The following is a 24,845-nucleotide window of genomic DNA, read 5'->3' as shown; positions in this document are numbered from 1 at the left end:
TGCGAGTCTATGCGTATTAGCACCCCCTAAACTTGACTATACAACCAGCGTAAAATCCTTTGATTTGGCTATTCGCTATACAACTTTACAATGGTTTCAGCTTTACAGCGCTTTAATTTCAGCTATTGTTGAGTTGTATACACAAGTATTCCTATTTGTGATTTTAACGGAACAACATAAGCTCATAACAACTATAGATTATTCAGGGTGACCACATGAAAAACCACATTACTTCTCCCCTTGCCGTCGCCATAGCCTTTGCGTTATTGCCGTCCGCAAATGTCCAAGCTCAAGAAACCACGAGCAATGAAAGCGCTAGCGCCGATGAGCGCATTACCGTTACGGGCTCGCGTTTGCAACGCGTAGAAGCCGAGAGCGCGGCACCAGTGCAAGTCTTCACTGCTGAAGACATCGAAGTATCAGGTGTAACATCAGTGGAGCTCATCTTGCAGAAGATGTCGGCATCAGCGGGCTTTGCAGGTAACCAAAGCAATGCCTACTGGACCGGTAACGGGTATGGCACGGCGCAAGTTAACTTACGTGGCTTAGGAATTAACCGCACATTGGTTTTACTAAATGGCCGCCGTATCGTTAACGGCGGTACAGGTGCAAATAGTTCTGTTGACCTGAATATGATTCCGGTTGAAGTCATTCAGCGCATCGAGGTACTAAAAGACGGAGCATCTGCCATTTATGGTGCAGACGCCGTAGCCGGCGTGGTGAACATCATCACAAAGAAAGGCTATGAAGGCTTTAGTATCGAGGGACGCGTTGGTGCCACTGATAGCGGTGATGGACAAGATCGCAATGTAAATATGATTATTGGCGCCAGCAGCGATAAAGGCCGAATCATGGCCACTCTTGGTTATCGTTCATCTGACGAGATCAACATGGCCGACCAAGCAGGCTGTGCGTTGGGTGAATTAACCCCGGGTCAACTTGATTGCTTTGGCAGCTCAAGTACGATCGGCGGTCGCGCTACGATTTTGACCGGCCCTGACGCAGGCGCACGCATTAACTTTAATCAAGATCCGAACGGTGACGGTGACTTTTACGAACCGTATAGTTCCGCCGCTCATAATTTCGCGTTCTTCCCTTACCTGAATGCTGTGAACCCTATCACCAATTGGAACTTTTCGACCTTTGCTGATTACCAGTTAACGTCGGATACCACAGTATTTACCGAAGTTCTATACAACAACCGTACATCAGAACAATTAGCGACGCCAGGCACATTGCGCGGCATTGAGTTCGCTCCTGATCATCCAACCAACCCAGTCGGTGAAACGATTCGATTAGATGGTCGTCGCCTACTTGAAGGTGGCCCGCGTATTTTCTTCCAAGACGTCAATACCTTCCGTACGGTCGTGGGCTTAAATGGCTACTTGGATAACGGCTGGCAATGGGACGTTGCGTATAACTATGGCCGTAACACAGCTATCGATGGCATGACGAATATTGTCAATATGGAGCGCTTGGCGCAAGGCCTTGACGCCGAAAACTGTGGTTCAAACGGCGCTCCTTGTATCGACCTTTTGGGGTATGGTGGTCTCGACCAAGAAGCCCTTGACCATATTATGTTCCGCACCACGGATAATGGCGGTAATGAACAACGTTCATTGTCGGCTAATATTTCTGGTGATGTGTTTGACCTCCCTGCGGGATGGGTCCCGTTTGCCTTTGGTGTTGAACACCGTAAAGAAAAAGGTTGGCGCCATCCCGATTCTTCTATCGCTGCAGGTATCATGAATACCAACCAAGCTGACCCAATCGAGGGTAGCTATACGGTCAACGAAGTGTATGTTGAAACTGCAGTACCTTTATTACGTGATAAAGCCTTTGCCCAAGACTTAAGCGTCGAGCTCGCCTACCGCTACAGTGACTATGACTCGTTTGGTAGCGATGGTAACTACAAAGTCGGTTTACAATGGCGTATTAACGACGCCTTCAAAGTACGCGCAACTCAATCGACAGCATTCCGAATTCCAAATATTCCAGAGCTGTTTGGTGGTGTAGCTGAAGGTAACCTCACTACCACTGATCCATGTGATGGTTGGGACCAAGCTGGTGCAGATCCAACAGTTGCAGCGAACTGCCAAGCTGATGGTGTCCCGGCCGGTTACGAGCAGTTCGGTGCTACGGTTCTTACCACCGTTGGCGGTAACCCGAACCTCAAACCAGAAGACGCAGATACCTTTACGGCTGGCTTCGTGTGGGATGTACAATTCGTTGAGAACCTGCAAGTTACGCTGGATTACTACAATATCGAAATTGAAGATGCGATTCAGACTATCCCTGGCTCAACCAAGCTTGCGGCGTGTTATAACTCAGATAACTTATCGCACCCATTCTGTAGCTCGGATCACTTTACCCGTGATTCGCTAACTGGCGATATTAACTTCCTGTCAGCTCAACCCACGAATGCTGCGACTGAGAAAGTTTCAGGCCTAGATCTTGCGATGTTCTATAAAACCAACGTTGCTGGATGGGAAAGCGACTTCTCTTGGAACATGAGCTACTTAGACGAATATACCTTCACTCCTTTTGCTGGCGCTCCTGCAATTGAGTACGCTGGTTACATTACCGGGGGTCGTGGTAGCTATACGCACCTGCGCTCAAATGCAACGGCAACCTTTGTGAAAGATGCATGGCGCTTCCACTATGGTGTGCAGTACATTGGCGGTGCAGATGATATCAACGCTTCGCCAGGTGACATCGGCGACCATGCACCAAGTGTTTTCTATCATAATGCACAAGGCACTTACTTCTTCAATGAGAAACTGAGTGTTACGGCTGGTGCGAACAACCTGTTTGACAAGCAACCTCCGTACATCCAAAGCTGGACCGACGCCAACACAGATACGATGACTTACGACTTACTTGGTCGCCAGCTCTATCTGAAAGTTCGCTACAGCTTCTAAGCTAAGTAGAACATCAGTTGCCACTTGCTTTAAAGTAAGTGGCAACTGCTCATTATGTACTATTCCGAGGATAATTCATGACGCAGGTTACGCGTTCGAGCCGTTGGCGTGTTTGGCACCGTTGGCTCTCACTCATATTCGGCGTGCAAATGGTGCTCTGGAGCATCAGCGGCGCCTACATGGTTTTCTTTGACCTTGATTACATTCATGGCGATCACTTGGTGCAAGAAATCACCCAGCCAATTCCGGCAAGCACAAGTGTTGCAACGATTGACGAGGTTCTTAATGCACACCCTCATACGCAGTCAGTCACACTTGAATCGCTGTGGTATGACGGACGGCAACAAGCCGTTTATAAGCTGACAGGCCACAACGGCGAGCAACTTATCAATGCCACAACTTTAGCTCCGATTTCATTCGACGAGGCCGACATCGAGGCATTAGCAACGCGCTATTATGCTCTACCTGAACCTAAAGTCGAGTCAGTGGTTTATCTCACCGATAACCCACCAACAGAGTTAAATCCGGCATTGTTGCCGATTTGGCAAGTTAACTTTGACGACTTCGGAAGTACTAGCCTTTACCTGTCGGAAAGTACCGGCGAGATGTTAGTCAAACGTCACACTTTTTGGCGTGGCTTCGACATTTTCTGGATGATTCACATCATGGATTACGATGAGCGTGTCGATATTGAGACCTGGTGGTTACAAGCGTTTATCTTTGGCACGTTTATTTTAATGATCACGGGCGCTGTCTTGCTGGTCTACACCATTAGCTTCAAACGCAAGCCTAAAGGAGGTGCTGCATGATGCGCTTTATGCAATGGCTGCACCGCTGGGTTAGCCTCATTTTGATTATTCAAGTCGTATTGTGGCTGATAAGTGCGACAGTCTTCAGCATCATGGGTCATCATGGCATGTCTGGGCATCAATATATGCGCCATATCCATCCCGAGATGCTTGCTGACGAATCCCCACAATGGTCGATTCAACAGGTTCGCGCAACACATGCTCAAGCCGATACCATTTTACTGACGAATGTGTTGGGTCATCCCCAATATCAAGTCAACGTATCCGGTGAATGGCTTTACCTTGACGGACATACTGGACAACCTTGGCAAACCGACGTCAATCTTGCCCAAGCATTAGCACTCGCGAGCTATGATGGACCGGGACATATCGCAGAAGTTGAGCAAGTCACTGGCGCTGCAGAAGTTGTGGATTGGTCAGCAGCTGGCTACCGTGTGCAATTTGCCGATGACTTAAATACACGCGTTTATGTTGACGCTGCCTCGGGTCAAATCGTAGAGCACCGTAACACCCCATGGACCATCGCCGATTGGGCTTTCCGCTTACACTTCATGGACTACAGCGGTGAGCGCAGTTTTAATCACCTACTGATTTGGAGTGCCGGCCTATTCGCCTTATGGTTCTCGTTATCCGGATTGATTCTGCTGATTCGTAATATCAGCCAAGGTGATTTTAATCCACGTCGCAAACCCACTTGGCTTGAGCAACTTCAGCGTGAAGAAAAGCCTATTGCGAGTAGCTGTGGTGGTGGCGGTACTTGTGGTCTTTGCAAGGTTACCTTTACAAGTTCTGAGTTACCGACTCCGACTGCCGCAGAAAAAGTGATGCTTAGTGACGCCGAACTTGCTGGCGGCCTACGCTTGGCCTGTCAGCATAAAGTCCAATCCACGGACACGGTGAAATTAGCCAATGAAAACGTTGCAAGTCATCTACTTACCTTGCATAGCAAACGTGATCTTACGCCAAGCATTGCTGAACTTACGTTCACAAGTACGCGGCGTTTAGATTATCAAGCGGGCCAGTTCCTGCAGTTTAAGATCCCGCATGAAAGTACCGTGTTGGAGCGTCATTATTCATTGGCAACGGCACCAAACAATGACGATAAACTAGTCTTCACAGTGCGCCACATGCCAGCACCTAAAAGTGGGGTTCCTGCAGGTGTCGGCTCTAGTTTTCTCTGCCGCTTACAGTCTGGTGACCACGTTGAAGCTATTGGTCCCTTCGGCGACTTCTTATTGACCGAAGCGTCGTCACGTCAGCAGGTGTTTATTGGCGGTGGTGCCGGCATTGCGCCATTACGAGCACTCGTACAAGCGGAACAACAGTCAGCAACACCGCGTGCGGCGATGTTTTTCTATGGCGCGCGTAACAGCGCGGAGCTCTGCTATACGGAAGAGTTCGAACAAAACCCAAATGTGACTTACGTTCCGGTACTCTCGGCAGCTCCTGAAAAAGACCAATGGACCGGGCAAACCGGCTTCGTCCATGAAGTTGCAGAAGCTTGGTTGCGCGAGCAGGACACTCAACAAGTGGATGTCTATGTGTGTGGTCCGCCATTGATGTTAGAAGCAACCATGAAAATGCTAGCTGAACTTGGCGTACCGCGTGACCACATCAAGTTTGATGACTTTGGGATTTAACAAGTCAGCCCTCGCTGAAGCGCTTGAATCATTTCAAGCGCTTCAATCCCATCATTCTTAAACCCACTTTTTCGTACACTGGTTCGCTGGTGCCATGGCGAACCTTGTACATAAAGTATTTTTCGAAAGCGACTTTTGCCCAATGCACCCAACGTCCTGATCCGGTCCAATTACGATTACGCGGTGGGTTTTGTGGAACCGCCAGAAAGGCTGCGCCGGTATTCCCCATATCGGCAAGGCAAAGTGCACTCAAGGTAGGTTCCACCCATGCTTCGCTGCCCTCTAGACTGACATGAATGTTTTTCACAATTGCCGACGTCATTGACTCAATCATTAAGCCGGTTTTAGGTACCCCGACTGGCACTGGCGTCGCCTCAATTGGCGCTATCGCCACGCACACACCCGCGGCATAAATTTCTGGGTAAGCTTCAGCACGCTGAAATGTATTGGTTTTCACAAAACCTTTGGGATTACACAAGTCAGGTACCTCTGCGACCGCAGGCGAGCCTTTAAAGGCAGGCAAAAACATAGCGAGTTTATACGGCCGCTGTTCTTTTGATTTTTCTTCACCGTTGTCGTCGAGCACGGTAAAGTGAGCTTCGTTCGTAGTAAATTCAGTCAGTTTGGCATTGCACTCCCACTTGATACCATGCTCGCGGAACTTATGTTCCATTAAGCTCTTTGAGTCGCCAACCCCGCCTAATCCCATATGCCCTAAATAAGGCTCTGGAGTAATAAAGGTAATGGGTACGCGATCGCGAACCTTACGTTTACGAAGTTCATACTCGAGTGACAGTACGTACTCATATGCTGGACCAAAGCAACTTGCACCGGGCAGAGCTCCCACGAGCACAGGACCGGGTTCCTCAAGTAAACGGGTAAACGCTTTATGCGCTTCTACGGCATGGTCTACGGTGCAAATCGACTGGGTGAAGCCAGGCTCAGGGCCAGCGCCAGGAACATTCTCGAACGCCAACTTAGGCCCCGTGCACAACACCAAGAAATCGTAATTGCAGCTCGAACCATCACCCAGCTTAAGTTTGCGTTGCTCAGCGTCAATATGCGCAACACCAGAGCTATTAAAGTCGATGGCGTGTTTCGCAAAAATAGTCGCGATCGGCATCACGACTTGCTCTCGCGTTCGCGCCCCTAGCGCAACCCATGGGTTAGAGGGCACGAAATTAAACTCGTCTCCCTCACCGACCACCATAACGCTGTGTTGTTTTGACAACACTTCGCGCAACTCGAAAGCCACAGAGACACCGCCTAACCCTGCACCTACCACAATCACCCTAGCCATACGAACCTCAGTACTTTAGATGTCTCTAAAATATCATTGGGTAATTGCGCTTCGTCAAGTTTATTTTTTAATCAGTCCCAAAATTGCGGCGCTGCGGCACATTTAATTGATCGTTCTCAATGTTTGCTAATGCGCGAACCAGTTCCTCTTTAAACTTATCGCGAAAGTCGGTTGGCGCAAGAATTTTCAGATAAGCCGCACGCGCTAAAAGCCACTGCACGAGGTTTAACGTATAAGGCACCGTAACGCTTAAGCGCCGACAGTTCGGTTGGCCCTCGATAGGCGAAATTTCTTGATCGTCACCCAACGGTGCATCTTCTATTTCCCGACGGACGGAATTAAAAATAATGGCTTCGAGGCGAAACGGCTCGCCGAATTTATAAGCTAGTGCTCCACTTGCGGCATACGCTTCAAGATCAAAATCACCAACACGCGGATCGTCAGTGACGATTTCTCGCACCTCACTAATGCGCGAAAAGGGTAATTGCCTTACTCGGTCACTCGCATGGTCGCGCAGCACTAAGTAAGCGACCGCACCACGATAAAATACTGCGAGCGCTGTGGCTCTTATCACCTGTGCAGGATCATCTTGATGTGGATGGTAGTGCAACCGCACCGCCACTTGCTTGAGCGCGACTTCCAGTAAACGTTGACTCTTCTCACTATCTAACTCGGGTCCCGTTAGACGATGCGATGCGGCACTCACTTTCACGCGGCGATACCACAGCGACGCTAAACTGTTACGTGCTGCTAATTGCTCTTTTGCACGTTTGAACAGCCCTTCAACCGGCTTGAACACATCCATGGGTCCCAGTTCAGCCAGTTGCTGCTCAGCGATGACTAATGCTAACGCTACTGGGTCTTCAAGTTCGAGTAAACGCTCGAACTCCTGCTGCTCCAGTTGCCAAACGTCGGGCTCATTCGCCCCATTTTTAGGTAATCGCGAGAGCCCAAAATAACCTTCCAAATCTTCGAGATTGCGCTGAATTGTGCGCCTAGAGACGTTGGCGAGCTCTTTGCGTTCTAAGTAATCTAACAGCTCTGCAGTCGTTCTATTTTTCTCATACAACGCCAATAGCATATAGATGCAACGAATTGTGAGGCTTGCGTTTGCAGTGGTATGTCCTTCCATCGTGCGATTCCATGTATACTAGTTGTAAGTCTGATGCTACTTAGCATTACCGGCAAAAGTCAAAATTATGTTATCGTTGCAGCAGTTGGATTAAGGAATTTTTATGCAGGAAGTATCGTCATCTATGGAACATGCAGCACAGCTACCGAAGTTACCGGGCATGTTTTTTCGCTCGTTATTCACCGTAGCCCGCAATGATCAGGCGGAAGCTGCGGCGACGAAGTTGCACGACACTTTTACCGCACCGGCACTGACTCAGAGTCAGGTAGCGCGCTACAAAGATGCTTTTCCCGGCTTTGTCAGCGAGGTTCCGTTAACGCTCATGTACTGTTTGGCGCAACGCGTCCATTTGGCGCAAATGCTTGGTGAGAACTTTCCTTGGCCCGCGCCGGGCTTGGTGCACGTTAGCAACGAACTAGAGCTGCACAGCAACATTGAGCTAAACAAGGCTTTTCGCATACAAGCGACGATTCAATTACCCGCGCGGGGTCCAAAAGTTTCGCCGCGGCGTCTACGTCCGCTGTTTACGGTCGTTTTTCTGCAAAATGACAAACCTATCGTCACCTGTAAAAGCGAATATCAAGTCATGCCCAAAAATGCCAATAAGCCCGCTAAGCCGCGCGAAAAGAAGCAAGCGCAAGCACCGGGCGAAGAATGGCATGCAATAGGTAGTTGGCAACTTGATGCGACAAGTGGCCGCACCTATGCGCGCTTGTCCGGTGATTTTAATCCAATTCATCTACACCCGTTATTATCGCGTTGGTTCGGCTTTGAAAAACCAATCATTCACGGCATGTACATGGCGGGACGCGCGCAAGCTGAGATCGAAAATAAGTATGCGAAACCGGTCCAGCGCATTGATGTGACTTTCAAACGGCCAGTACCGTTACCAGCAAAAATTCAGCTTTGGGAACAAAGTGATAACGCTGAGATGATGAGTGGAACCTATCAGGTATGTGGCGCTGAAGATTTACTCCAGCGCCTTGAAGGAAGTTATACCCTCGCGTAACGAATGAGTGTGCTTAACGCACACTCTCTCCCGTCAATGTCATTTGTTCATCTGCGGCTGCAGCAACGTCATCATTGCTAAAGTGCAGAGGACGCAACTGTGGTTGTGACGAATAAAGCAAGGTCTGATCAAGGTAATGATCTGAGTTACTATCAGATGCTTGAGAGTAACTTAGTAAGCCATTCGCCATTGGCCCTTCTGGGGTAAATTCCATGGCAAACATCCAGCTTGAGCCGTAAGTAATGTGATATCCGCCAGCAGCTTCGCTCAGCACCGAGCCGGGTAATAACGGATAAGTATGGCGTGGTAACAGGGTACCATCGTTGCCCATGTTGCTGTTAAAGACATTAAAGCCGCCTTCGATGTTATTCGCACCACCCCAAGGCAGTTTCTGCCCTGATGGCTGGCCATTCGGCAAGCTACGCTCGACGAATTGCACTTCACCTAAGGTTGCATCTACCGCAAGACCTGCATTTTGGGTACGTTCTTGCGCGGTTGCCAGTTGACTCAACACGACGTTATTGGCGACTAGTGTATGCGGTGTTGTCACCGGTTGTGACGGGTCGTAAGCAACTTGCCATTGCGGGTTGCGACGGAACTCTGTGGCAAACTCGCGAAATAGCATAGCGCCGACACTATTGAGGTTCATGCGGCCATCAAACTGCGCCAAAGCATTACAGCTGGCAGAAATATCAACACTTGCCCCACTTGCGCTGGTGACTGGCGTCGAGCCCTGCGCTTCACAGTGCGCAACTAAGTCAGCTAACACCTCTTCCGATAACCAGGCACGATTGCCGATCAAACGTTCGACCAGATCTTCTCGCGTGAATTTGCCGTCAACCGAACCACCTTCAGCAAGCATCTTCTGCCCCATCCGCGAGCGGAATGACTGCTGATTACCTACGGGACCCCACAATGGTGAAACTCCAGTGATAGGCGCAGCAGGGTTTGTCAGCCAATAACTGTCATTCGAGTTCTGCACAAAGTCAGTACGTTCGAGCTGCGGTGCTTGAGAAAACGGTACTGTTCCTTGTGGCAAGTACAAACTCTCGTCGCCAGGGAAGATAAAGAGTCCGGCCTGTTGTGACAGCCCTTGGTATAACTGGCTTTGCGACCAAGCTTCTAATGCCTCCGGCACAATATTCGGCACTGATGAACCGTCTGTGAAAAATGCGTTACCATCTTTATCAACAGCCATTGCGTTATTGAAAACAGTACCGGTGTAATCAACAAACGTTTGCTTGTAGCTTTCGATGCTATCAGCCAAGTTCATACCCAGCCAATGATCGAATAACTCATAATTTGGTAAATTAGCATCGTGCAAAGCATAGGCAACTTGCTGCCCGGTGACCGGATCGGTCCCCCACGGTAAGCCATTAGGAATCACGATAATTGGCCCAAACTCACTATGGTAACTTGAACGTTGCAGGGTCATGAAAGTTCCTGGCCCAGTTGCCACTTCAATCGAGTGCTCCTGCTTGGTCATCGCTACAGGCTCACCATCAAGCATATAAGTGTTGCCTGAGTCATCGTTACTATCTAACGTAAGACGGTGAATGGTAAAACGCGATGCGGTTGAGAAGGTGTGCGTCCAAGCGACATTTTCATTAAAGCCAATATTGACGATACCCGGCATACCCGATAACGAGCCGCCCACAACTTTCATTTCACCTGGAATTTCGATGCCGAATTGCCAGAAGCGTTGGTTACCAGTATGAGGGAAATGCGGGTTAGCAATGAGCATACCTTGCCCTGACGCACTTAAATCTGAGCCGATAGCCCAGCCATTCGAGCCGGAATCGGTTGGGTTCGTATCTGGAACCTCACTGTGTTGAGCCGCAATCGGTGCCAGCTCCATGGCTTCACCCGTTGCCTTGTTCATTGCCCCAGCACTCTGGTTAGGTGGCACAGCTAAGAACAACGGCCCAGTAAAGTTGGCTGCTCCGGGCAGTAACGCAACACCTTGTGCATACGTCATCATATCGATCGGTGTGATCGGCTGTACCCAAGGTTGACCTGCACAGGCTGGTGCAATGTTATCAACTCCGGTATCGGCGAGGTATTTATTGTAGCCAGCGGCATAACCCGTGATCAACGCTTGTGAGCGCTCACTAATTTGTTCAAAGCCTTGTTCAGCGTTTTCTCGGATGCCGAGTGCCAAATAGCCGAAGTCATTTAGAATATTCCCTGAGTCGCCGCTGCCCGGAACTTGATCTGGGCCAAAATACATCGAACGCTGAGAATTAAACTTGATAATTTGATCGGCTAAAATGCAAATATTGTCACGCGCAAATGCATAACCCACGCCGAATCCCAAGCTCTCTAAATTTTCTGCCGTGACATAGGGGACGCCATAGTCGGTCCAAGTCACATCAGCAGCAAGCTCTCCGTCAGGTGCAAAAGTGATCAGCCCCGTGGGCTCCGGGTTGGTAATCACGACATCATCGACGGGCTCTGGATCATAGCCATCACCACAGGCGCTAAGCGTGAGCACACTCGCACTGACCATCAGCGCAAGCATACTGCGCTTCAATTGTTGTTCTGCCATAATAAATACCTGCTTTAAGTTGTTATTGTTGGTTTAGCAATTTGTTATCAAAGCAGTATGGTTGGTCAATGGCAAGCTCGCAAGTCGGTTTAGACCAATGGCTTCTGTCGCATGGACTTGACGTCACTACGTTTTTTCTTTTTCTCGATACGGCGCTTTTTACTAGCTTTACTGGGTTTGGTAGGTATGCGCTTCTTTTGCACGCGGTTCACACTGGCAACTAATTCAATGAATTGTGCGAGTGCCAATTCTCGGTTCTGTGCCTGACTGCGAGTTGCTTGCGACTTAATGATGATCTTGCCACTCGGCGTAATGCGGTGATCACTTTTCGCCAGTAAACGCTGTTTATAAAAATCAGGCAGTGAAGAGGCCTGAATATCGAAGATCAACTGTGCAGCTGTCGCGACTTTGTTCACATTCTGCCCGCCCGCGCCGCTCGAGCGAATAAATTGCCACTCAACTTCATGTTCAGGGATGCTAACCCGCTGCGATACTTGAATAGCACTCATGTTAAGCCACCACTTCGTTGAATACGCCGCTCAGTTGCCCGCAACACGAGTTCTTGTTGTTTAAACACCAAGGTACAGTGCTCACTCGCGCGGGTGATACCGGTATAGAGTAGCTCTTTGGTGAGAATTGGCGAGTCATGATCGGGCATCACCACGACGGTATGGTTAAATTCCGATCCTTGTGATTTATGAATGGTCATGGCAAAAGCTGTTTCAACATGCGCCAAGCGTGAGGGTAGTAACCAGCGTAACTCACCAGCAGCACCGCGGAACAGCACCCTTATCGGTTCGTCCGCCGCAGTTCGCACGGCAAGACCGATATCACCATTGCGTAAGTCTACGCTGTAATCGTTTTGGGTGATCATCACTGGGCGCCCAACAAACCATTTGTCGGCACTAACCTGTTCACCGAACAGCCAGTGGGTGATTGTTTTATTAAGGTTTTCGACGCCCCAGTCACCGCTACGCACCGCCGCCAACAGCTGAAAGCGCTCAAGTTCTTCAAGTAAGCGCTCGCCCCATTGTTCTATATCGTTTCCCGACTCTTGCTGCAGCAAGTCCAGCAGCGGTTGGTAGCCTTCTTGTACCAATTGGCGTAACGCTTTGTGGCCGACACTCGAGATCTCCAGCGTGTGAATATTGTTGAACGCTGGGTTTTCCGCCGCTATGCTTTGCGCATCTTGTAACCAACGTGCAAGCCATTGCGTCTGTTGCGTATTGACCTCGTGCGCTAATTTACCAATCCCCTGCTCGGCATTAAATCGACGGCTTTCGTGGAGCATGACCGTATGCTGCAAGTAAGGCCAAGACGATGCGCCTTGTTTATCCGCATAGGTTTGCGGTAACTCAGTTAAACCATGACTATCGGCCAGCCATTCGGCCAGCTCTGGCGCATAATGCCCGTGCTCAGCTTGCTCACATAATTGACCCAACACCGCACCGGCCTCAACCGAGGCCAATTGGTCTTTATCGCCCAACAGAATCAAGCGCGTTTCAGCAGCAAGCGCAGACGTTAATGCCGCCATCATTTCGATATCCACCATGGATGCTTCATCGACAATCACCACGTCGGCTAACAGCGGATTGCGGCTGTTGTGCTTGAATTCGCGACTATGGCTTTGACTGCCCAGCAAGCGATGCAAGGTGACCGCCTGGCGATTGGCCATGGTGCTTTCGAGCGTCGCACGGAATTGCTTAGGTAAATTGCCAAGTTCCCCTTCAATAGAGCTGGTCATTCGTGCTGCCGCCTTTCCTGTTGGTGCAGCGAGGCGGATACGTAGTGGTGTCGACCCAGTGCGATGTCGCTGGAGGGTCGCCAATAAGCGCACCACAGTGTAGGTTTTACCAGTGCCTGGGCCTCCGGTAATAATCGTGAACCCACTACGTACTGCCATTGCGCAAGCAAGGCGCTGCCAGCTCAATTGTTCACTGGCTCCAAATAAGGCATTGAGTGTCTCGCGCAGCTGACTTACATCGATCTCGTCTTGTTGCTCACAACGCTGGGCAAGGTCGCTTTTAATCGCCTGTTCATAGTTGTAATAGCGACGCAGGTAGAGCCGTTGCTTATTCGCCAACACCAAAGGCGAGTTCGCTTGATTCACCGCCAAAGAGTCTTGCAACAGCGTTAGCCAGTCATTAGGTAATTGCGCTAAAGCTTGCGCGGCGGTTAAGCACGCGTGCTTGCTTTCAAACGATGCATGTTCCGGCGGTAACTGTAACACTGTATCGGCATCTTCACTGAGCCGCTTGAGATCTAAGCAAGGATGCCCATGACCCAGCTGATGGCTCGTCAGCGCGGCTAAAAACGCCACACTCTCGGCGTCGTCGCCAAGCTTATCTAACAGATAGTCAGCTAAGCTCAAGTCCACTGCGCGCAACCATCCATGCTCATACCACGTCCGCAAAATGTTGATCGGCTTCATACTGCCTCCTTGCCTGCAAAGCACTGTTCTAGCTGTTCAATCAACGCACGTGCTGGTCGATGAAAATAAGCGCCCGCGCTCTCGGCTTCATAACCTCGCAAAAACAAATAAACGCTGCCGCCTACATGCTTATCGTAGTCATAAGTATCTCCTAAGCGCGCTTTGAGCAGCTTATGCAACGCGAGGGTATAGATGACAAACTGCAAATCATAACGACTTTCCAAAATCTTATGTTCCATCGCCTCTTCGCTGTATGCCGTCGCATCCGCCCCGAGGTAATTCGACTTGTAATCTGCCACGTAATATTTGCCCTGCCATTCAAAAACAAGGTCAATAAAGCCCTTCAGCATACCGTTGAGGGTACGCTCAAGTAATTTGGGGCGAGAGCGCTTCGGCAACACATAGTGGCAAACCAAATGGTCAATGTCCGTGGCTTGTACATGCTGTGTAGGGAACCAAAACTCGGGTTCTGCTTGGTACTGCTGAAGATCCGCCAACTGCACAGGAGGCACGTCATCGCCAAGCGGAAACGCTGTGGTCAAATACGCAGGCAACCACTGTTGTAGGCTTTGCTGCTCGCTTTCATCGGTTAAGTGCCGTAGCTGCTCGGCAAGCCACTGCTGGCATTGCGTTGGTTGCGCCGCTAAATCGGCAAAGCCCTCATCGGCCGCAGCTTCTAATAAGTTATGTAAAAAGGTCCCGGCGTCGGCACCACGGGTAAAACTGTGAATAGTTCCAAGTTGCGGTTGTGCGGGCACATCAGGCGCGACATCGTGCAAACCCTCTTGTAAATTCTCGGCATCAGCGTCATCGACTGTTAACCATTCGCCGTAACGCAGCGCACTGTAACTGGCCATCCACCATGAGGCAAAACCGAAGCCCTCTGGTAAACGGCGTACGCTAAACTCTTGGTCATTGAGCTGTGGTGCTTGATAGAGCGTCGGCTCGCCGTCCAACGTGGGGGTATATGAGGTACTGTAGCCATCGACTTGATAACGCACCGAGTCTTGCGCCTCAGCATTGGCCGCAAACAAATAATGCCACGCTGTTTGCGGCAGTGTCTTGTAACCCGCGACGCCCACATAAGTTGCATATTGCGCCCGCGTGACAGCGACATAAAGCTTACGGATTTCTTCGGCAAAGGCCTCTTCAACCACCTGGGCTTTGCCCGACTCATCCTCTTTATCGAAGCAGAGCGATAGTTCACCTTGTTCATTGTGGTAGCGCTGCGGGAATTTCATGTGGCTTGCATCGCGTGTACTACTCACGAAGGGTAAAAACACCAGCGGATACTGCAGCCCCTTCGATTTGTGAATCGTCACCACTTGAATAAGCTCCGCGTCACTTTCTAGGCGCACCTGCTGTTCGGCAGCGTCGACGCTGCTGCCTTGCTCCTGAGTTTTGGCAATATGCTCGGCTAAAAAGCGCAGTAAGCCATGCGTGCCTTCTACTTGCTGTGCATGCTGCTGCAACAGCTCGGCAAGGTGCAAAATATCCGTCAACTCGCGCTCGCCGTTGGGCAAGGCCAGCAGTCGTTGCGGAATGGCAAATTCATGCAGAACATGTTGCACCATCGGCAATACGCCTTGTTTTAACCAGATCTCGTTGAACTCGACAAACTGCACGGCAAAGGCGTCCCACTGCAATTCATTGGTGTTAATCGCATCGATTTCAGCCAACTGCATGCCTAAAAGTTCGCAGCCCAACACACTGCGCAAACGCCGCGGATCGCGCGGAGAGGCGCAGGCATGCAAAAGGGTGTACAGTTCCTGAGCAACCCGCCCAGTAAAGACCGAGTCACGTTCCGACAAATAAACACTACGTAGCTTACGGCGGCGTAATGCAGCGCGCATGACTTGCGCCTGCGGGCCACTCGCGACTAGTATCGCAATATCTCGCGGTGCAAGGCGGGTAAGTTCACCCGTGTTCAGGTCCCGAAACCCAGTTTCAAGGTCATTCAACAGCTGTACGATGGTTTCTGCAAAAGCTTCAGCCAAAAGCTGATCAGCCTCAGCATTTTTTTTCACCTTATGGTCGCTGTAATCGAGCACAGTTAGCGCCTTCTGCGCTGCTCCGCCAACCACTAACTCACGCGTCAAACCGTTGGCCTCAACCGGCAGAAAGGGCATGTCATTTGCGCCATTTTCGGCCTTAAACCTAAATGCGCCTTTGGGGCTGGCTTCAGCCTGTTCGAACAAAGCGTTGACGCTAGCCACCATTGCTTGGGTGGAGCGAAAGTTTGTGCCCAGCGTATGATGCCGTCCTGCGGTTGCGTGGCGCGCTTTCAAATAAGTGAAAATATCGGCATTACGGAATGAATAAATCGCCTGCTTTGGGTCACCAATAAGAAACAGGCCATTATTTTCGGGCGTTTCGGCGACGCGATAAACGCGGTCAAAAATCTCGTATTGAACAGGATCGGTATCTTGGAACTCGTCAATCATGGCAATGGGAAATTGCGCGCGCAATTGCGCCGCAAGCAACTCGCCATTTTCTGCGCGCAAGGCATCGCGCAAGCGAGTGAGCATGTCGTTAAAGCCAATTTCAGCACGTTGCTGCTGCAACTGGCGAAAACGTTGCTGCAGCCAGCGGCCCGCATGACGCAAAATACTGTTGTCCGGATTCGGCAGGGCTGCGACTGCGGCGGCAAGCTCGGCTAAGCGCTGCGGCAACGCGAGTTGCTGCGCGTTCAGTTCAGTCTTGCACGCTTCCGCTAAGCCTTCGGGAGTCAGGCGCTTAGCCGCAGCGTCCGTAAGACTTGGCTGCAATGGCGCTCGTTCGCCTGCAGCACTGAGCTCATCGACCCACTCGTGCAACTTCGCCAACCAGTCCTGCAAGTTAACCAGTTTCAGTTTGCGTCCATCAACCTTAACCTGACTGCCAAAGTGTTCCACGAAGTGCTCATCGAAGTCAGCCAGCGCCGTCTGCCATGCGCGCACATCATGCCACTGCTCACGCAGTTTCGTCTGCGCCGCCAGATAGTTATCCAACGCCGACAAACCAAGGTCATCACCGGCGCCTTCAAATTGCTGTAGTTCGCGCGTACGCTCAAGTAGTTTATCCGGCGAGTACAACGCATCGACGAGAAGCTCATATTTTTCGACTTCATGGTCTTTTAAACTCGCCACGAAATGCCGCCAGTAGTCCTGCGCCGCTCGCAGCCAAAGCTCACTGTTGTCAGTATTCAGAGTCTGGCTAAACAGGCTACCACTGGCAAACGCATGTTCACTCAACATGCGATTACACCAGCCATGAATGGTCGACACCGCAGCCTCATCCATCTGTTGCGCAGCTAAATCCAGAATACGCGCCTGCGTCGGCCAACTTTCTTCAGCATAGGCTGCGCGCAAGCCGAGCAAAAACGCATCCTTGGTCGTTAATTCTTGACGGAAAAAACTAGCAGCTTCAGTCAAGCGTGCGCGAATTCGATCGCGCAGTTCTTGGGTGGCAGCATCAGTAAAGGTCACCACCAGGATTTCCGGTGGCGTCTTCATGCGCTCACCCGCATTCATTTGCCCTTGGTCTTCAGGGTCGTGTCCCAGCACCAAGCGCAAGTAGAGCGCGGCAATTGTATAGGTTTTACCGGTACCGGCACTGGCCTCAATCAAGTGGCTGTTGCGCAGTGGAAAAGCTAAGGGATCTAGCGCTGTTGCACTCATGCTTGCTCCTCCTGAGCTAACGTCTCGAGCAATGGCAAATATAAGTCACTTACCAGCCTTAGCTGGTCCTCGAGTTCCGGTATGTCCGCGAAACTTGGATAAAAACGGCTGATGTAGCGGGCACTTAGGCGCAGCGCTGTTTGAAAACTAAAGGGATCAGACTCATCATAACGACGCTGAGCATCTTCGTTCATGAAATTAAAGTCCTCAGTAGCCAAGAATTTCGCGACCCCTTTAGTCAAACGCTTGTTCCAGCCAGCTAATACCAATTCAAAGTGCAGAGGCAAGGGCCCACATAATGCTTCGGTTGCGCGGCACAAGATGTTATCAAGCCATGCGCATGCAAGCTCAGTTGCCAGTGGCGGCAGCTGCAAGCGATGTTCCGCAGACACTATGAACGTTGCGCAAGGCGCTTCAGTGTTTAGCAAGAGATGCTCAAGCCAGCTGTCGAGTAGCTTTTCTAAACGCACCGCGCCCTTTTTATTGAGCAAGTCCGACGCTGAAAACTTGAGGTACACCCGCTCATCTGCACCATTGGTGCGCACCCCACGCACCACATCTTCAACCTGCACTGTGGCCTCTGCACCATACGCTAGCGAGCAAGCACCGACTTCGTACGGGTAAGCGCTAACGAGGTCTTGTACCTGGTGCCACATGTTATAGCCAGCTTCAATCACCTGTTGTTGCTGGGTAACGCCTGCAGCTCCTGTAGCGAGTGCTCCCTCGCCTTGCATGCGTTGCACAAGGTGCTGCAAGTATTGCAACCATTCATTCTCAGTCTGATCGCACCGCAGCGCATCACGCAAAGGCTCCTGTAAGCTATCGAGGAGCTGCCAGCGCGATAAGCCATCCAAGCGGAACAGCTCATCATCTTGATTTTCAACCCGCGCCTCAGGCAAGTAACACTGGAAGCGTTGTTGTAAGAACCAGCGCGCAGGTTCTTCGAGAAATCCTTTAAGCTGCCGCAACTGCACAGGCCCAGCAGGCAGCCATTGCGCCAACGGTGGCTGGTTTCTTGCCGCTACAGCACCGCTCTCGGCGTGGAGCGCATGCCACTCACGCGCAAAAGTAAATAAATGCGGCGATAATTGCGCTTGAAAATAGGCAGGATTAAACGGTTGTAGATAATGCTCTTCGACGAGAGCCTTCTGCTCTAACTGCTGTAAGTGATCGCGTAATTGACTCACCAGCACCGACGGCGGCTGTTCGCTATTGTCCTTGCTACTGCGCCCACACCAACTCAGATACAGCCACTGCCGGGCCGATAGCAATGCCTCTAAAAACAGGTAACGGTCATCTTCACGGCGCGAACGATCGCCGGGGCGACGGTCATGCGCCATCAAGTCAAAATCAAAAGGCTTACGCTGACGCGGATAGTCACCATCATTCATGCCCAGCAAGAACACACCTTTAAAGGGGATCGCTCGCATTGGCATTAAGGTCGCGAAATTAACACTGCCGGCCAAAAAGCGCTGGGTAAGCTGATGTTCATCGACCTTCGAGAGCCAACTCTCCAATACGACGGCCAACCCAATAGGTTGGTCATACTCAGCCGTGTTCACACCGTCGAGCCAGGCGTTCAATTGCGTTTGCAGTCGCGTCAGCACCCAAGCATCTTGATCGTCATCGGTCTGAAACAGCTGTTCCATGACCTGCGTCAGTTCAAGCCCCCACTGTGCTGGTGTAAGCTGTTGTAAGGTAAGCTGAAAAACCTCATCAAGCACACGAATCAATTGCTGTAAGCCGCCCACGCTCGCCGCGGCAAGACCGCCGACTTCAGGGTACGGCTCATCGTCTAACCATGCGGTGGTCAATTGATCAGGACGCCCTACGGCATACCCGAGCAACATACGGCGCAAGCCAAACCACCAACTATGTCGCCCTTCGGCAGGTGGTAATCCAAGTTGCTCACGGTGTTCAGCATGCAGGCCCCAGCGCACGCCGGCCTCATGCAGCCAACGTTGAAGCTGTTCAACGTCAGTCGGGGTAAGGGCAAAGCGCTGTTGCACAGCGGCAACTTGCAATAAATCGAGTACATCGCTTGCAGTAGCGCGCTCAACGTTCAATTTCAAGGCGTATTCAAGGGCCAATAAAATAGGATGACGCTGTCGCATGCCTTGGTCAGCAATGCTAAACGGAATACGTCGTTTATCATCGGCAGCATAGCGGCCAAACACCGCTTGAATATGCGGCGCATACTGATCAACGTCAGGCACCATAACAATGATATCACTTGGCTTTAGGTCATCATTGGCCACAAACAGCTCGAGTAACCTGTCGTGCAGCACCTCAACTTCGCGTTGCGGACTATGGCAACTGACAAACTTAAACGAATCATCTGCCTTATACTTAGTCCAAAGCTGCTTCGCTTCGCTGACGCTGCGTAAATGCAGCATGTCGGATTGCAGTTGCGCTAAGCGACACCGCGGAGCTTCAGGCTCGTCGAACAAATCAAACTTGAGTTCAGGAAACCGACTCTGCTGCGTTTGCGTGCCGTCAAACGCATCGAGCATCCGAATATAATCACCGCCCTGCTTACCCCACGAGGCGAGTAACGGGTGAGTTTCTGTGTGCAAATTATTAATATCGAGTTCAGCCTGTCCAGGCTTACGCTGCAAGCGTTTCCGCTTAATTTCACGCAGTACATCACGCCCCTCAATACTGTCCATCCAAAAGTGCTGACTCGGGTTATGTACACAGAGGATGACCTGACAGCAGTTGGCTAGGGCATTCAATACCTCAATCATTTGTTGCGGAAGGCTCGAAATACCGAACACGATCACGCGTGGTGGTAAGCCTTTAGGGCGTTGGTCAGTCGATAGCGTTTGCGCTTTGGCAATGAAACGTTGATGCAACTGAGCGCGATCACTGAGGCCATGAGCGCCAATATCTTCGCGCAGTAGTTGCCACAACAAAGGTTGCCACGCATTATCGCTATCAGCTGCTATGCTGCCTCCTGCAGCCCAGTCCGCTAGCCAGTCGGCGCGGTACATTTGATATTGATCGTACAGGTCGGCTAAGCGCTCAGCGAGCTGATAAAGCTTACGCTGCTCAGTATCATCACGTATGTAATTGGCTAACGCAGCAAACTCTGGCTTATCAAGGTGTAGTGGAAGTAAGCGCAACAATCGCCAAGTCAGGCGATCTTTATCGAACGGCGAATGCCGTGGTAGGTCATTCCCAAGCACGGCGCGATAAGCTTGCCATTGAAAGCGCGCGGGCAGCGTCACATCGACCATCGCGGCAATACCCAAAGACTCGGCCCAGTGACGCTTCAGCCACTGCGCAATACCATTGGATTGTACCAACACACATTCAGACTCAAGCGGGGCGAGAGGAGCAATCCTTGTCATCTCCACAACCAAATCAGTCAGTTCCTCTAACTTATGGCTGTGGGCAACGATTAGTCCTGCGCTTTGTTCACTCATTTGCTATCCTCTCCTTGCATATGGCTCATCCTACCCAAACATGCAGCGGTAGGCTAGCAAGTTGGCGCGACAGTTAATGTCGCACAGGGCAAAAGTTTAGAAGGAATTCGAGATGAAATTAGCCATCACTGTTGTCACTCTTTCTCTAGTCATTGGTCTCAGCGGTTGCGCTACTGAAACAACGCCGCAACCAAGCGCACCGGAAGCTGTTGTCGTTTCCGCTACCGCAAGTGAAATCTACAACTTCGCGCAACCAGCGCCACATCACCTTGCGGGGGGCCAACCCAAGAAAAATGGAATCGCCGCGTTGGCAAACAGTGGCGTGGATGCAGTTATTAATCTGCGTAGCCATGCTGAAATGAATGCTATCAACGAAGCCGAATGGACGACCGCTAACCAAATGGCGTACTACCACATTCCAATTGCCGGCGCCGATGGCTTGACCAAAGAAAACGTGCAGATTTTCCACCAAACCTTGCAAAACACAAACGACCAGACAGTTTTCATGCACTGCGCCAGTAGCAACCGCGTTGGGGCCATGATGGCGTTGCGCGCAGCTTGGCATCAGGGCGCCAGCAAGGCTGAAGCGCTTGCGCTCGGCGAGCGCTACGGCATGACCAGTTTACGCAAGCGCGTCGAAGAGCTGCTCAGCGACTAATTTCATGTTAGAATGCGCGCGCAATTTTTGACCTCGGATTTGCGATCCGAACCGCCAAAAGAAGGAAGTAACAGATGTATATTTGCGCCGCACTCTACAAGTTTGTGGAATTTAACGAGTTTGAAGCCTTTCGCGAGCCGCTCTATGACTGCATGGTCGAGAACGCAGTGAAAGGCACTCTCTTGCTTGCCCGCGAAGGCATCAATGGTACGATTTGTGGTACCCGTGAAGGTATCGATAACGTCCTCGATTTTATTCGTTCTCAAGACGCTTTCGCCGATATCGAACACAAAGAGTCCCCCAGTGACACACAAGCCTTTTATCGCACTAAAGTGAAGCTGAAAAAGGAAATCGTCACCATGGGCATCGACTGGGTGGACCCAAAGAATGTGGTCGGTACCTACGTTGATCCAAAAGAATGGAACGACTTGATTCGGGATCCGGAAGTTTTACTGATCGATACTCGTAACGATTACGAGTATGCAGTCGGCACATTTGAGGGCGCCATTAACCCAAAGACCGAAACTTTTCGCGAATTCCCGGACTATGTAAAGGATCATCTCGACCCTGAAAAGCATAAGAAAGTTGCGATGTTTTGTACCGGTGGCATCCGCTGCGAAAAGTCTACCGCTTACTTGAAGTCACTGGGCTTTAATGACGTCTACCATTTGAAAGGCGGTATTCTAAAGTACCTCGAAGAAATGCCAGAAGATGACTCAACCTGGCAAGGCGATTGTTTTGTCTTTGATCAGCGCGTCACGGTGCGTCATGGCTTGCAGCAGGGTGACTATGACCAATGCTACGCTTGCCGCATGCCGATCACCGAAGCCGAAAAGCAGTCAGAGCACTATCAAAAAGGTGTCAGTTGCCCACATTGCTTCGACAAGACAACAGCGGAGCAAAAAGAACGCTTCGCCGAACGTGAAAAGCAAATCCAACTTGCCAAACAACGTGGTGAAGAACACATCCGCGATGGCAAAGTTGAGGAAAAATCGATTTAAGCTATCGCTAAACTCAACTTCTCGTTGGCGCTTGAAAAGGTCTATACTGACCTTATGTAATTAATAATAAGATCAAGTTTTTAGACTTATTTTCAAGCGTTCCAACAAGGAGTTCATAATGCAACAACTGAATGTTATTGGATTAGATCATCATCACGCCGAGCAACTTGGCGAAAAGCTGAATACCTTGCTCGCCAATTACCAAATCTTCTACATGAATGTGCGGGGCTTCCACTGGAACATCAAAGGCCAAGAATTCTTTGAGTTACACGCCAAGTTCGAAGAAACCTACAATGACCTGCTACTGAAAATCGATGAGATTGCAGAGCGCATTTTAACACTAGGTCAACGCCCTCTGCACGCCTACTCAACCTATATTAAGAGCAGTGAAATCCAAGAAGCGAAGGACATTCACGACGGTAAGGCTTGTGTACGTGAAATCCTCGACAGCTACCGCGTTACTATTCGTTTGCAACGCGAGTTGCTCGAGCTCGCTGGCGATGCCGGTGATGAAGGTACGTCCGCACTGATGAGTGATTACATTAAAGAGCAGGAAAAAACCGCTTGGATGCTCACTTCTTATTTAGGTTCCTAATCAGTAGATGCTTAATAAACGTAAAGAAAACTCAGTGTAATTGTATTGCACTGGGTTTTTGCTATGCTGAATTCAGCAGTACCTATACACAAAAATAACTAAAGGAAGGTTTCATGAACAAAGTTATCGGAATTATCTTGCTTGTGGTTGGTATTATCTTGTTGTACTTCGGCTACGAGGCTTATAACTCACCGGCGTCAGAGCTATCGAATGCGGTCACTGGTGAACCAACAGATAACGCTATGTGGTATCTGATTGGTGGAGCGATTGCCGTTATTGTCGGTTTGTATGGCGTGATTCGCGGCAAGTAAGCCACTTCTTGATCGATAGTCATTAAGCCAACGCCTCAACCGCGTTGGCTTTTTTTAATCTTGCTGCACATTAGGCAAGGTTAAAGCGCGCACACCCGCAATAATTCCGAGCGCAATCAGTAGCAACATTACCGCTTCAACACCCGCGTACGCGTCAACTGCGCCCAAGACAATACCAAGTAATAAAACCAAGCCAATTACCGTATTAGAGACTGCCGTAAACTCAGCGCGATTATCTTGGGTGGCCATATCAACAAGATAGGTTTTGCGCCCAACACGAGCACCATGATGCGCCACTGCCGCAATAAATATCAGCAAACCACCAAGCCATTGTTGCGCCAAAAGATCACTTGCCATGGTGAACATCGCGAGAGCGGCAGCCATTACACTCACAGCGATAAATGCTGCCGCCGCCATAACATGATGGCTCGCTGAATCCGACCACTTCCCCCAGAAACGTCCAGCGAGCATTCCGGCAATACCGCTCGCCAACATTAAACCACCGAGGCTAGTTAAACTCCCCTCACCGCTGCGCTGAATCATGACCACAATGTAAGGAATTGCAAAAGCCGATGACACCAGTAAAGCACGGGTCAGTACAAAACTACCAAACTGTTTGTCTTGCCATAACAAGCGAATGGATTTTAAAGCTTCAATGAGTGCATTGCCGCCGCCTTCCGTCGCCCCGGGAACTTCAGGCACTTGCGCATAAGTGATAGCTGCGACAAGCCACAACATCGCCGCCACACCCAATAGACTGGCAAAAATAAGTGTGTTGCCTTCAGTGACAGAGGCCCCGAATAACGTCGGTGAAAACAGCACCACTAGAGCAGTAATCACAGACAAAAAGCCTGCTACAGAGGCAGCCAATCCGGATAATCGACCACGGCGGGTTTTTGAAATCGTTTTGCCTTGTACATCTTTAATCGATACTGAGCAAACACCCCGCGCAATACTAAAAAATGTGAGTAAGATGACGATAGCCCAGCCCAATACGCTTTCACGTAAAGTCAGCACACTAAATACCATACCCACCAGCGCAAGCGCTTGACCGATACTCCCAGCAACCCAAAACCACTTACGCACCGGCGTTTCGCGCAGTTGTTGGGCAATGATAAGTTGGGGCAATAATGCCAGTGATTCACGTAACGGAACCAAGGCACTGATAAATGCGGAAGGCGCACCCAACGAAGAAAGAATCCACGGTAAAACTAATCTTGCACTGACCAACGAATCACCCAGCTTGGTCATGCTCAGCGCAACTAAGTGAGCAATAAAGGCTTGCGGCTGGTCGTTACACGCGGACTCGGGAATGTCTTTACAGACACGTGCATCTTCATCTTCTGCAAGGTAACCATAGAGCTTCTCTGTCAATTCCTGTGATTGCCGTGCAGTCATAAACT

At 50.4% G+C, this 24,845-nt stretch carries 16 protein-coding genes; 8 read left to right on the top strand and 8 right to left on the bottom strand.

Annotation, left to right across the window (positions count from 1 at the left end):
- Window positions 1-215: 215 nt before the first annotated feature.
- The 3 genes from NV375_RS10710 (at window position 216) to NV375_RS10700 (ending at window position 5,370) form a co-directional block, all read left to right on the top strand.
- Window positions 216-2,921, top strand: a complete 2,706-nt coding sequence (locus NV375_RS10710; RefSeq protein ID WP_258808223.1) for a TonB-dependent siderophore receptor — start codon at window positions 216-218, stop codon at window positions 2,919-2,921.
- A 77-nt stretch (window positions 2,922-2,998) separates the two neighbouring features.
- Complete coding sequence (locus NV375_RS10705) at window positions 2,999-3,730, top strand: PepSY domain-containing protein (protein WP_258808222.1); 732 nt, start codon at window positions 2,999-3,001, stop codon at window positions 3,728-3,730.
- On the top strand, window positions 3,727-5,370 hold the full coding sequence (locus NV375_RS10700; protein WP_258808221.1) for an FAD-binding oxidoreductase: 1,644 nt from the start codon (window positions 3,727-3,729) through the stop codon (window positions 5,368-5,370). Before NV375_RS10705 ends, NV375_RS10700 begins: the two co-directional genes overlap by 4 nt.
- Window positions 5,371-5,398: 28 nt before the next feature.
- Here the strand turns inward: NV375_RS10700 and NV375_RS10695 are convergent, their stop codons facing one another.
- Both NV375_RS10695 and NV375_RS10690 read right to left on the bottom strand, forming a co-directional pair.
- Window positions 5,399-6,670 (bottom strand): NAD(P)/FAD-dependent oxidoreductase, encoded by a 1,272-nt coding sequence (locus NV375_RS10695; protein ID WP_258808220.1) that lies wholly within the window; start codon window positions 6,668-6,670, stop codon window positions 5,399-5,401.
- A 67-nt stretch (window positions 6,671-6,737) separates the two neighbouring features.
- Window positions 6,738-7,802: a YafY family protein gene (locus NV375_RS10690; protein WP_258808219.1), complete on the bottom strand. Its 1,065-nt coding sequence runs from the start codon at window positions 7,800-7,802 to the stop codon at window positions 6,738-6,740.
- A gap of 103 nt (window positions 7,803-7,905) precedes the next feature.
- Between NV375_RS10690 and NV375_RS10685 the strand changes: the two genes are divergently transcribed.
- A complete protein-coding gene (locus tag NV375_RS10685; RefSeq protein ID WP_258808218.1) occupies window positions 7,906-8,811 on the top strand; it encodes a MaoC/PaaZ C-terminal domain-containing protein in 906 nt (301 codons plus the stop codon).
- Between the two features lie 13 nt (window positions 8,812-8,824).
- Here NV375_RS10685 and NV375_RS10680 read toward each other — a convergent pair whose 3' ends face one another.
- From NV375_RS10680 to recC, 5 genes are all read right to left on the bottom strand, one after another.
- On the bottom strand, window positions 8,825-11,359 hold the full coding sequence (locus NV375_RS10680; protein ID WP_258808217.1) for an acylase: 2,535 nt from the start codon (window positions 11,357-11,359) through the stop codon (window positions 8,825-8,827).
- Window positions 11,360-11,448: 89 nt separating this feature from the next.
- Window positions 11,449-11,868, bottom strand: coding sequence for an alternative ribosome rescue aminoacyl-tRNA hydrolase ArfB (gene arfB / locus NV375_RS10675; protein ID WP_258808216.1), 420 nt, complete (start codon window positions 11,866-11,868; stop codon window positions 11,449-11,451).
- Window positions 11,865-13,790 carry an exodeoxyribonuclease V subunit alpha gene (recD, locus tag NV375_RS10670; protein WP_258808215.1) on the bottom strand — a complete coding sequence of 642 codons (1,926 nt, stop codon included), beginning with the start codon at window positions 13,788-13,790 and terminating at the stop codon, window positions 11,865-11,867. The genes arfB and recD overlap by 4 nt, the downstream gene beginning before the upstream one ends.
- The gene (recB, locus tag NV375_RS10665) at window positions 13,787-17,449 is read right to left on the bottom strand and encodes an exodeoxyribonuclease V subunit beta (protein ID WP_258808214.1); all 3,663 of its coding nucleotides are present in this window, start codon (window positions 17,447-17,449) and stop codon (window positions 13,787-13,789) included. The genes recD and recB overlap by 4 nt, the downstream gene beginning before the upstream one ends.
- The gene (gene recC / locus NV375_RS10660) at window positions 17,446-20,877 is read right to left on the bottom strand and encodes an exodeoxyribonuclease V subunit gamma (RefSeq protein WP_258808213.1); all 3,432 of its coding nucleotides are present in this window, start codon (window positions 20,875-20,877) and stop codon (window positions 17,446-17,448) included. The genes recB and recC overlap by 4 nt, the downstream gene beginning before the upstream one ends.
- Window positions 20,878-20,989: 112 nt before the next feature.
- Between recC and NV375_RS10655 the strand changes: the two genes are divergently transcribed.
- From NV375_RS10655 to NV375_RS10640, 4 genes are all read left to right on the top strand, one after another.
- Window positions 20,990-21,535: a fused DSP-PTPase phosphatase/NAD kinase-like protein gene (locus tag NV375_RS10655; RefSeq protein WP_258808212.1), complete on the top strand. Its 546-nt coding sequence runs from the start codon at window positions 20,990-20,992 to the stop codon at window positions 21,533-21,535.
- Between the two features lie 74 nt (window positions 21,536-21,609).
- Entirely contained in the window at window positions 21,610-22,536 is a 927-nt protein-coding gene (locus tag NV375_RS10650) for a rhodanese-related sulfurtransferase (protein ID WP_258808211.1), read from the top strand.
- A gap of 118 nt (window positions 22,537-22,654) precedes the next feature.
- The gene (locus NV375_RS10645) at window positions 22,655-23,131 is read left to right on the top strand and encodes a Dps family protein (RefSeq protein WP_258808210.1); all 477 of its coding nucleotides are present in this window, start codon (window positions 22,655-22,657) and stop codon (window positions 23,129-23,131) included.
- Window positions 23,132-23,244: 113 nt separating this feature from the next.
- Complete coding sequence (locus tag NV375_RS10640; protein ID WP_126773466.1) at window positions 23,245-23,442, top strand: DUF3185 family protein; 198 nt, start codon at window positions 23,245-23,247, stop codon at window positions 23,440-23,442.
- Window positions 23,443-23,496: 54 nt separating this feature from the next.
- Here the strand turns inward: NV375_RS10640 and NV375_RS10635 are convergent, their stop codons facing one another.
- Window positions 23,497-24,840: an MFS transporter permease gene (locus NV375_RS10635; protein ID WP_258808209.1), complete on the bottom strand. Its 1,344-nt coding sequence runs from the start codon at window positions 24,838-24,840 to the stop codon at window positions 23,497-23,499.
- Window positions 24,841-24,845 lie beyond the last annotated feature (5 nt).

It is taken from the genome of Pseudidiomarina sp. CB1, assembly GCF_024752025.1.
Classification (GTDB): domain Bacteria; phylum Pseudomonadota; class Gammaproteobacteria; order Enterobacterales; family Alteromonadaceae; genus Pseudidiomarina.
Note: the sequence above shows the minus strand (reverse complement) of the source record. Positions and strands in the feature narration are given on the sequence as shown.

What these genes read in the sequence shown, in the direction of transcription:
- NV375_RS10710 (WP_258808223.1), top strand. Translation starts at nt 216, where the DNA reads ATGAAAAACCACATTACTTCTCCCCTTGCCGTCGCCATAGCCTTTGCG.
- NV375_RS10705 (WP_258808222.1), top strand. Translation starts at nt 2,999, where the DNA reads ATGACGCAGGTTACGCGTTCGAGCCGTTGGCGTGTTTGGCACCGTTGG.
- NV375_RS10700 (WP_258808221.1), top strand. Translation starts at nt 3,727, where the DNA reads ATGATGCGCTTTATGCAATGGCTGCACCGCTGGGTTAGCCTCATTTTG.
- NV375_RS10695 (WP_258808220.1), bottom strand. Translation starts at nt 6,670, where the DNA reads ATGGCTAGGGTGATTGTGGTAGGTGCAGGGTTAGGCGGTGTCTCTGTG.
- NV375_RS10690 (WP_258808219.1), bottom strand. Translation starts at nt 7,802, where the DNA reads ATGGAAGGACATACCACTGCAAACGCAAGCCTCACAATTCGTTGCATC.
- NV375_RS10685 (WP_258808218.1), top strand. Translation starts at nt 7,906, where the DNA reads ATGCAGGAAGTATCGTCATCTATGGAACATGCAGCACAGCTACCGAAG.
- NV375_RS10680 (WP_258808217.1), bottom strand. Translation starts at nt 11,359, where the DNA reads ATGGCAGAACAACAATTGAAGCGCAGTATGCTTGCGCTGATGGTCAGT.
- arfB (WP_258808216.1), bottom strand. Translation starts at nt 11,868, where the DNA reads ATGAGTGCTATTCAAGTATCGCAGCGGGTTAGCATCCCTGAACATGAA.
- recD (WP_258808215.1), bottom strand. Translation starts at nt 13,790, where the DNA reads ATGAAGCCGATCAACATTTTGCGGACGTGGTATGAGCATGGATGGTTG.
- recB (WP_258808214.1), bottom strand. Translation starts at nt 17,449, where the DNA reads ATGAGTGCAACAGCGCTAGATCCCTTAGCTTTTCCACTGCGCAACAGC.
- recC (WP_258808213.1), bottom strand. Translation starts at nt 20,877, where the DNA reads ATGAGTGAACAAAGCGCAGGACTAATCGTTGCCCACAGCCATAAGTTA.
- NV375_RS10655 (WP_258808212.1), top strand. Translation starts at nt 20,990, where the DNA reads ATGAAATTAGCCATCACTGTTGTCACTCTTTCTCTAGTCATTGGTCTC.
- NV375_RS10650 (WP_258808211.1), top strand. Translation starts at nt 21,610, where the DNA reads ATGTATATTTGCGCCGCACTCTACAAGTTTGTGGAATTTAACGAGTTT.
- NV375_RS10645 (WP_258808210.1), top strand. Translation starts at nt 22,655, where the DNA reads ATGCAACAACTGAATGTTATTGGATTAGATCATCATCACGCCGAGCAA.
- NV375_RS10640 (WP_126773466.1), top strand. Translation starts at nt 23,245, where the DNA reads ATGAACAAAGTTATCGGAATTATCTTGCTTGTGGTTGGTATTATCTTG.
- NV375_RS10635 (WP_258808209.1), bottom strand. Translation starts at nt 24,840, where the DNA reads ATGACTGCACGGCAATCACAGGAATTGACAGAGAAGCTCTATGGTTAC.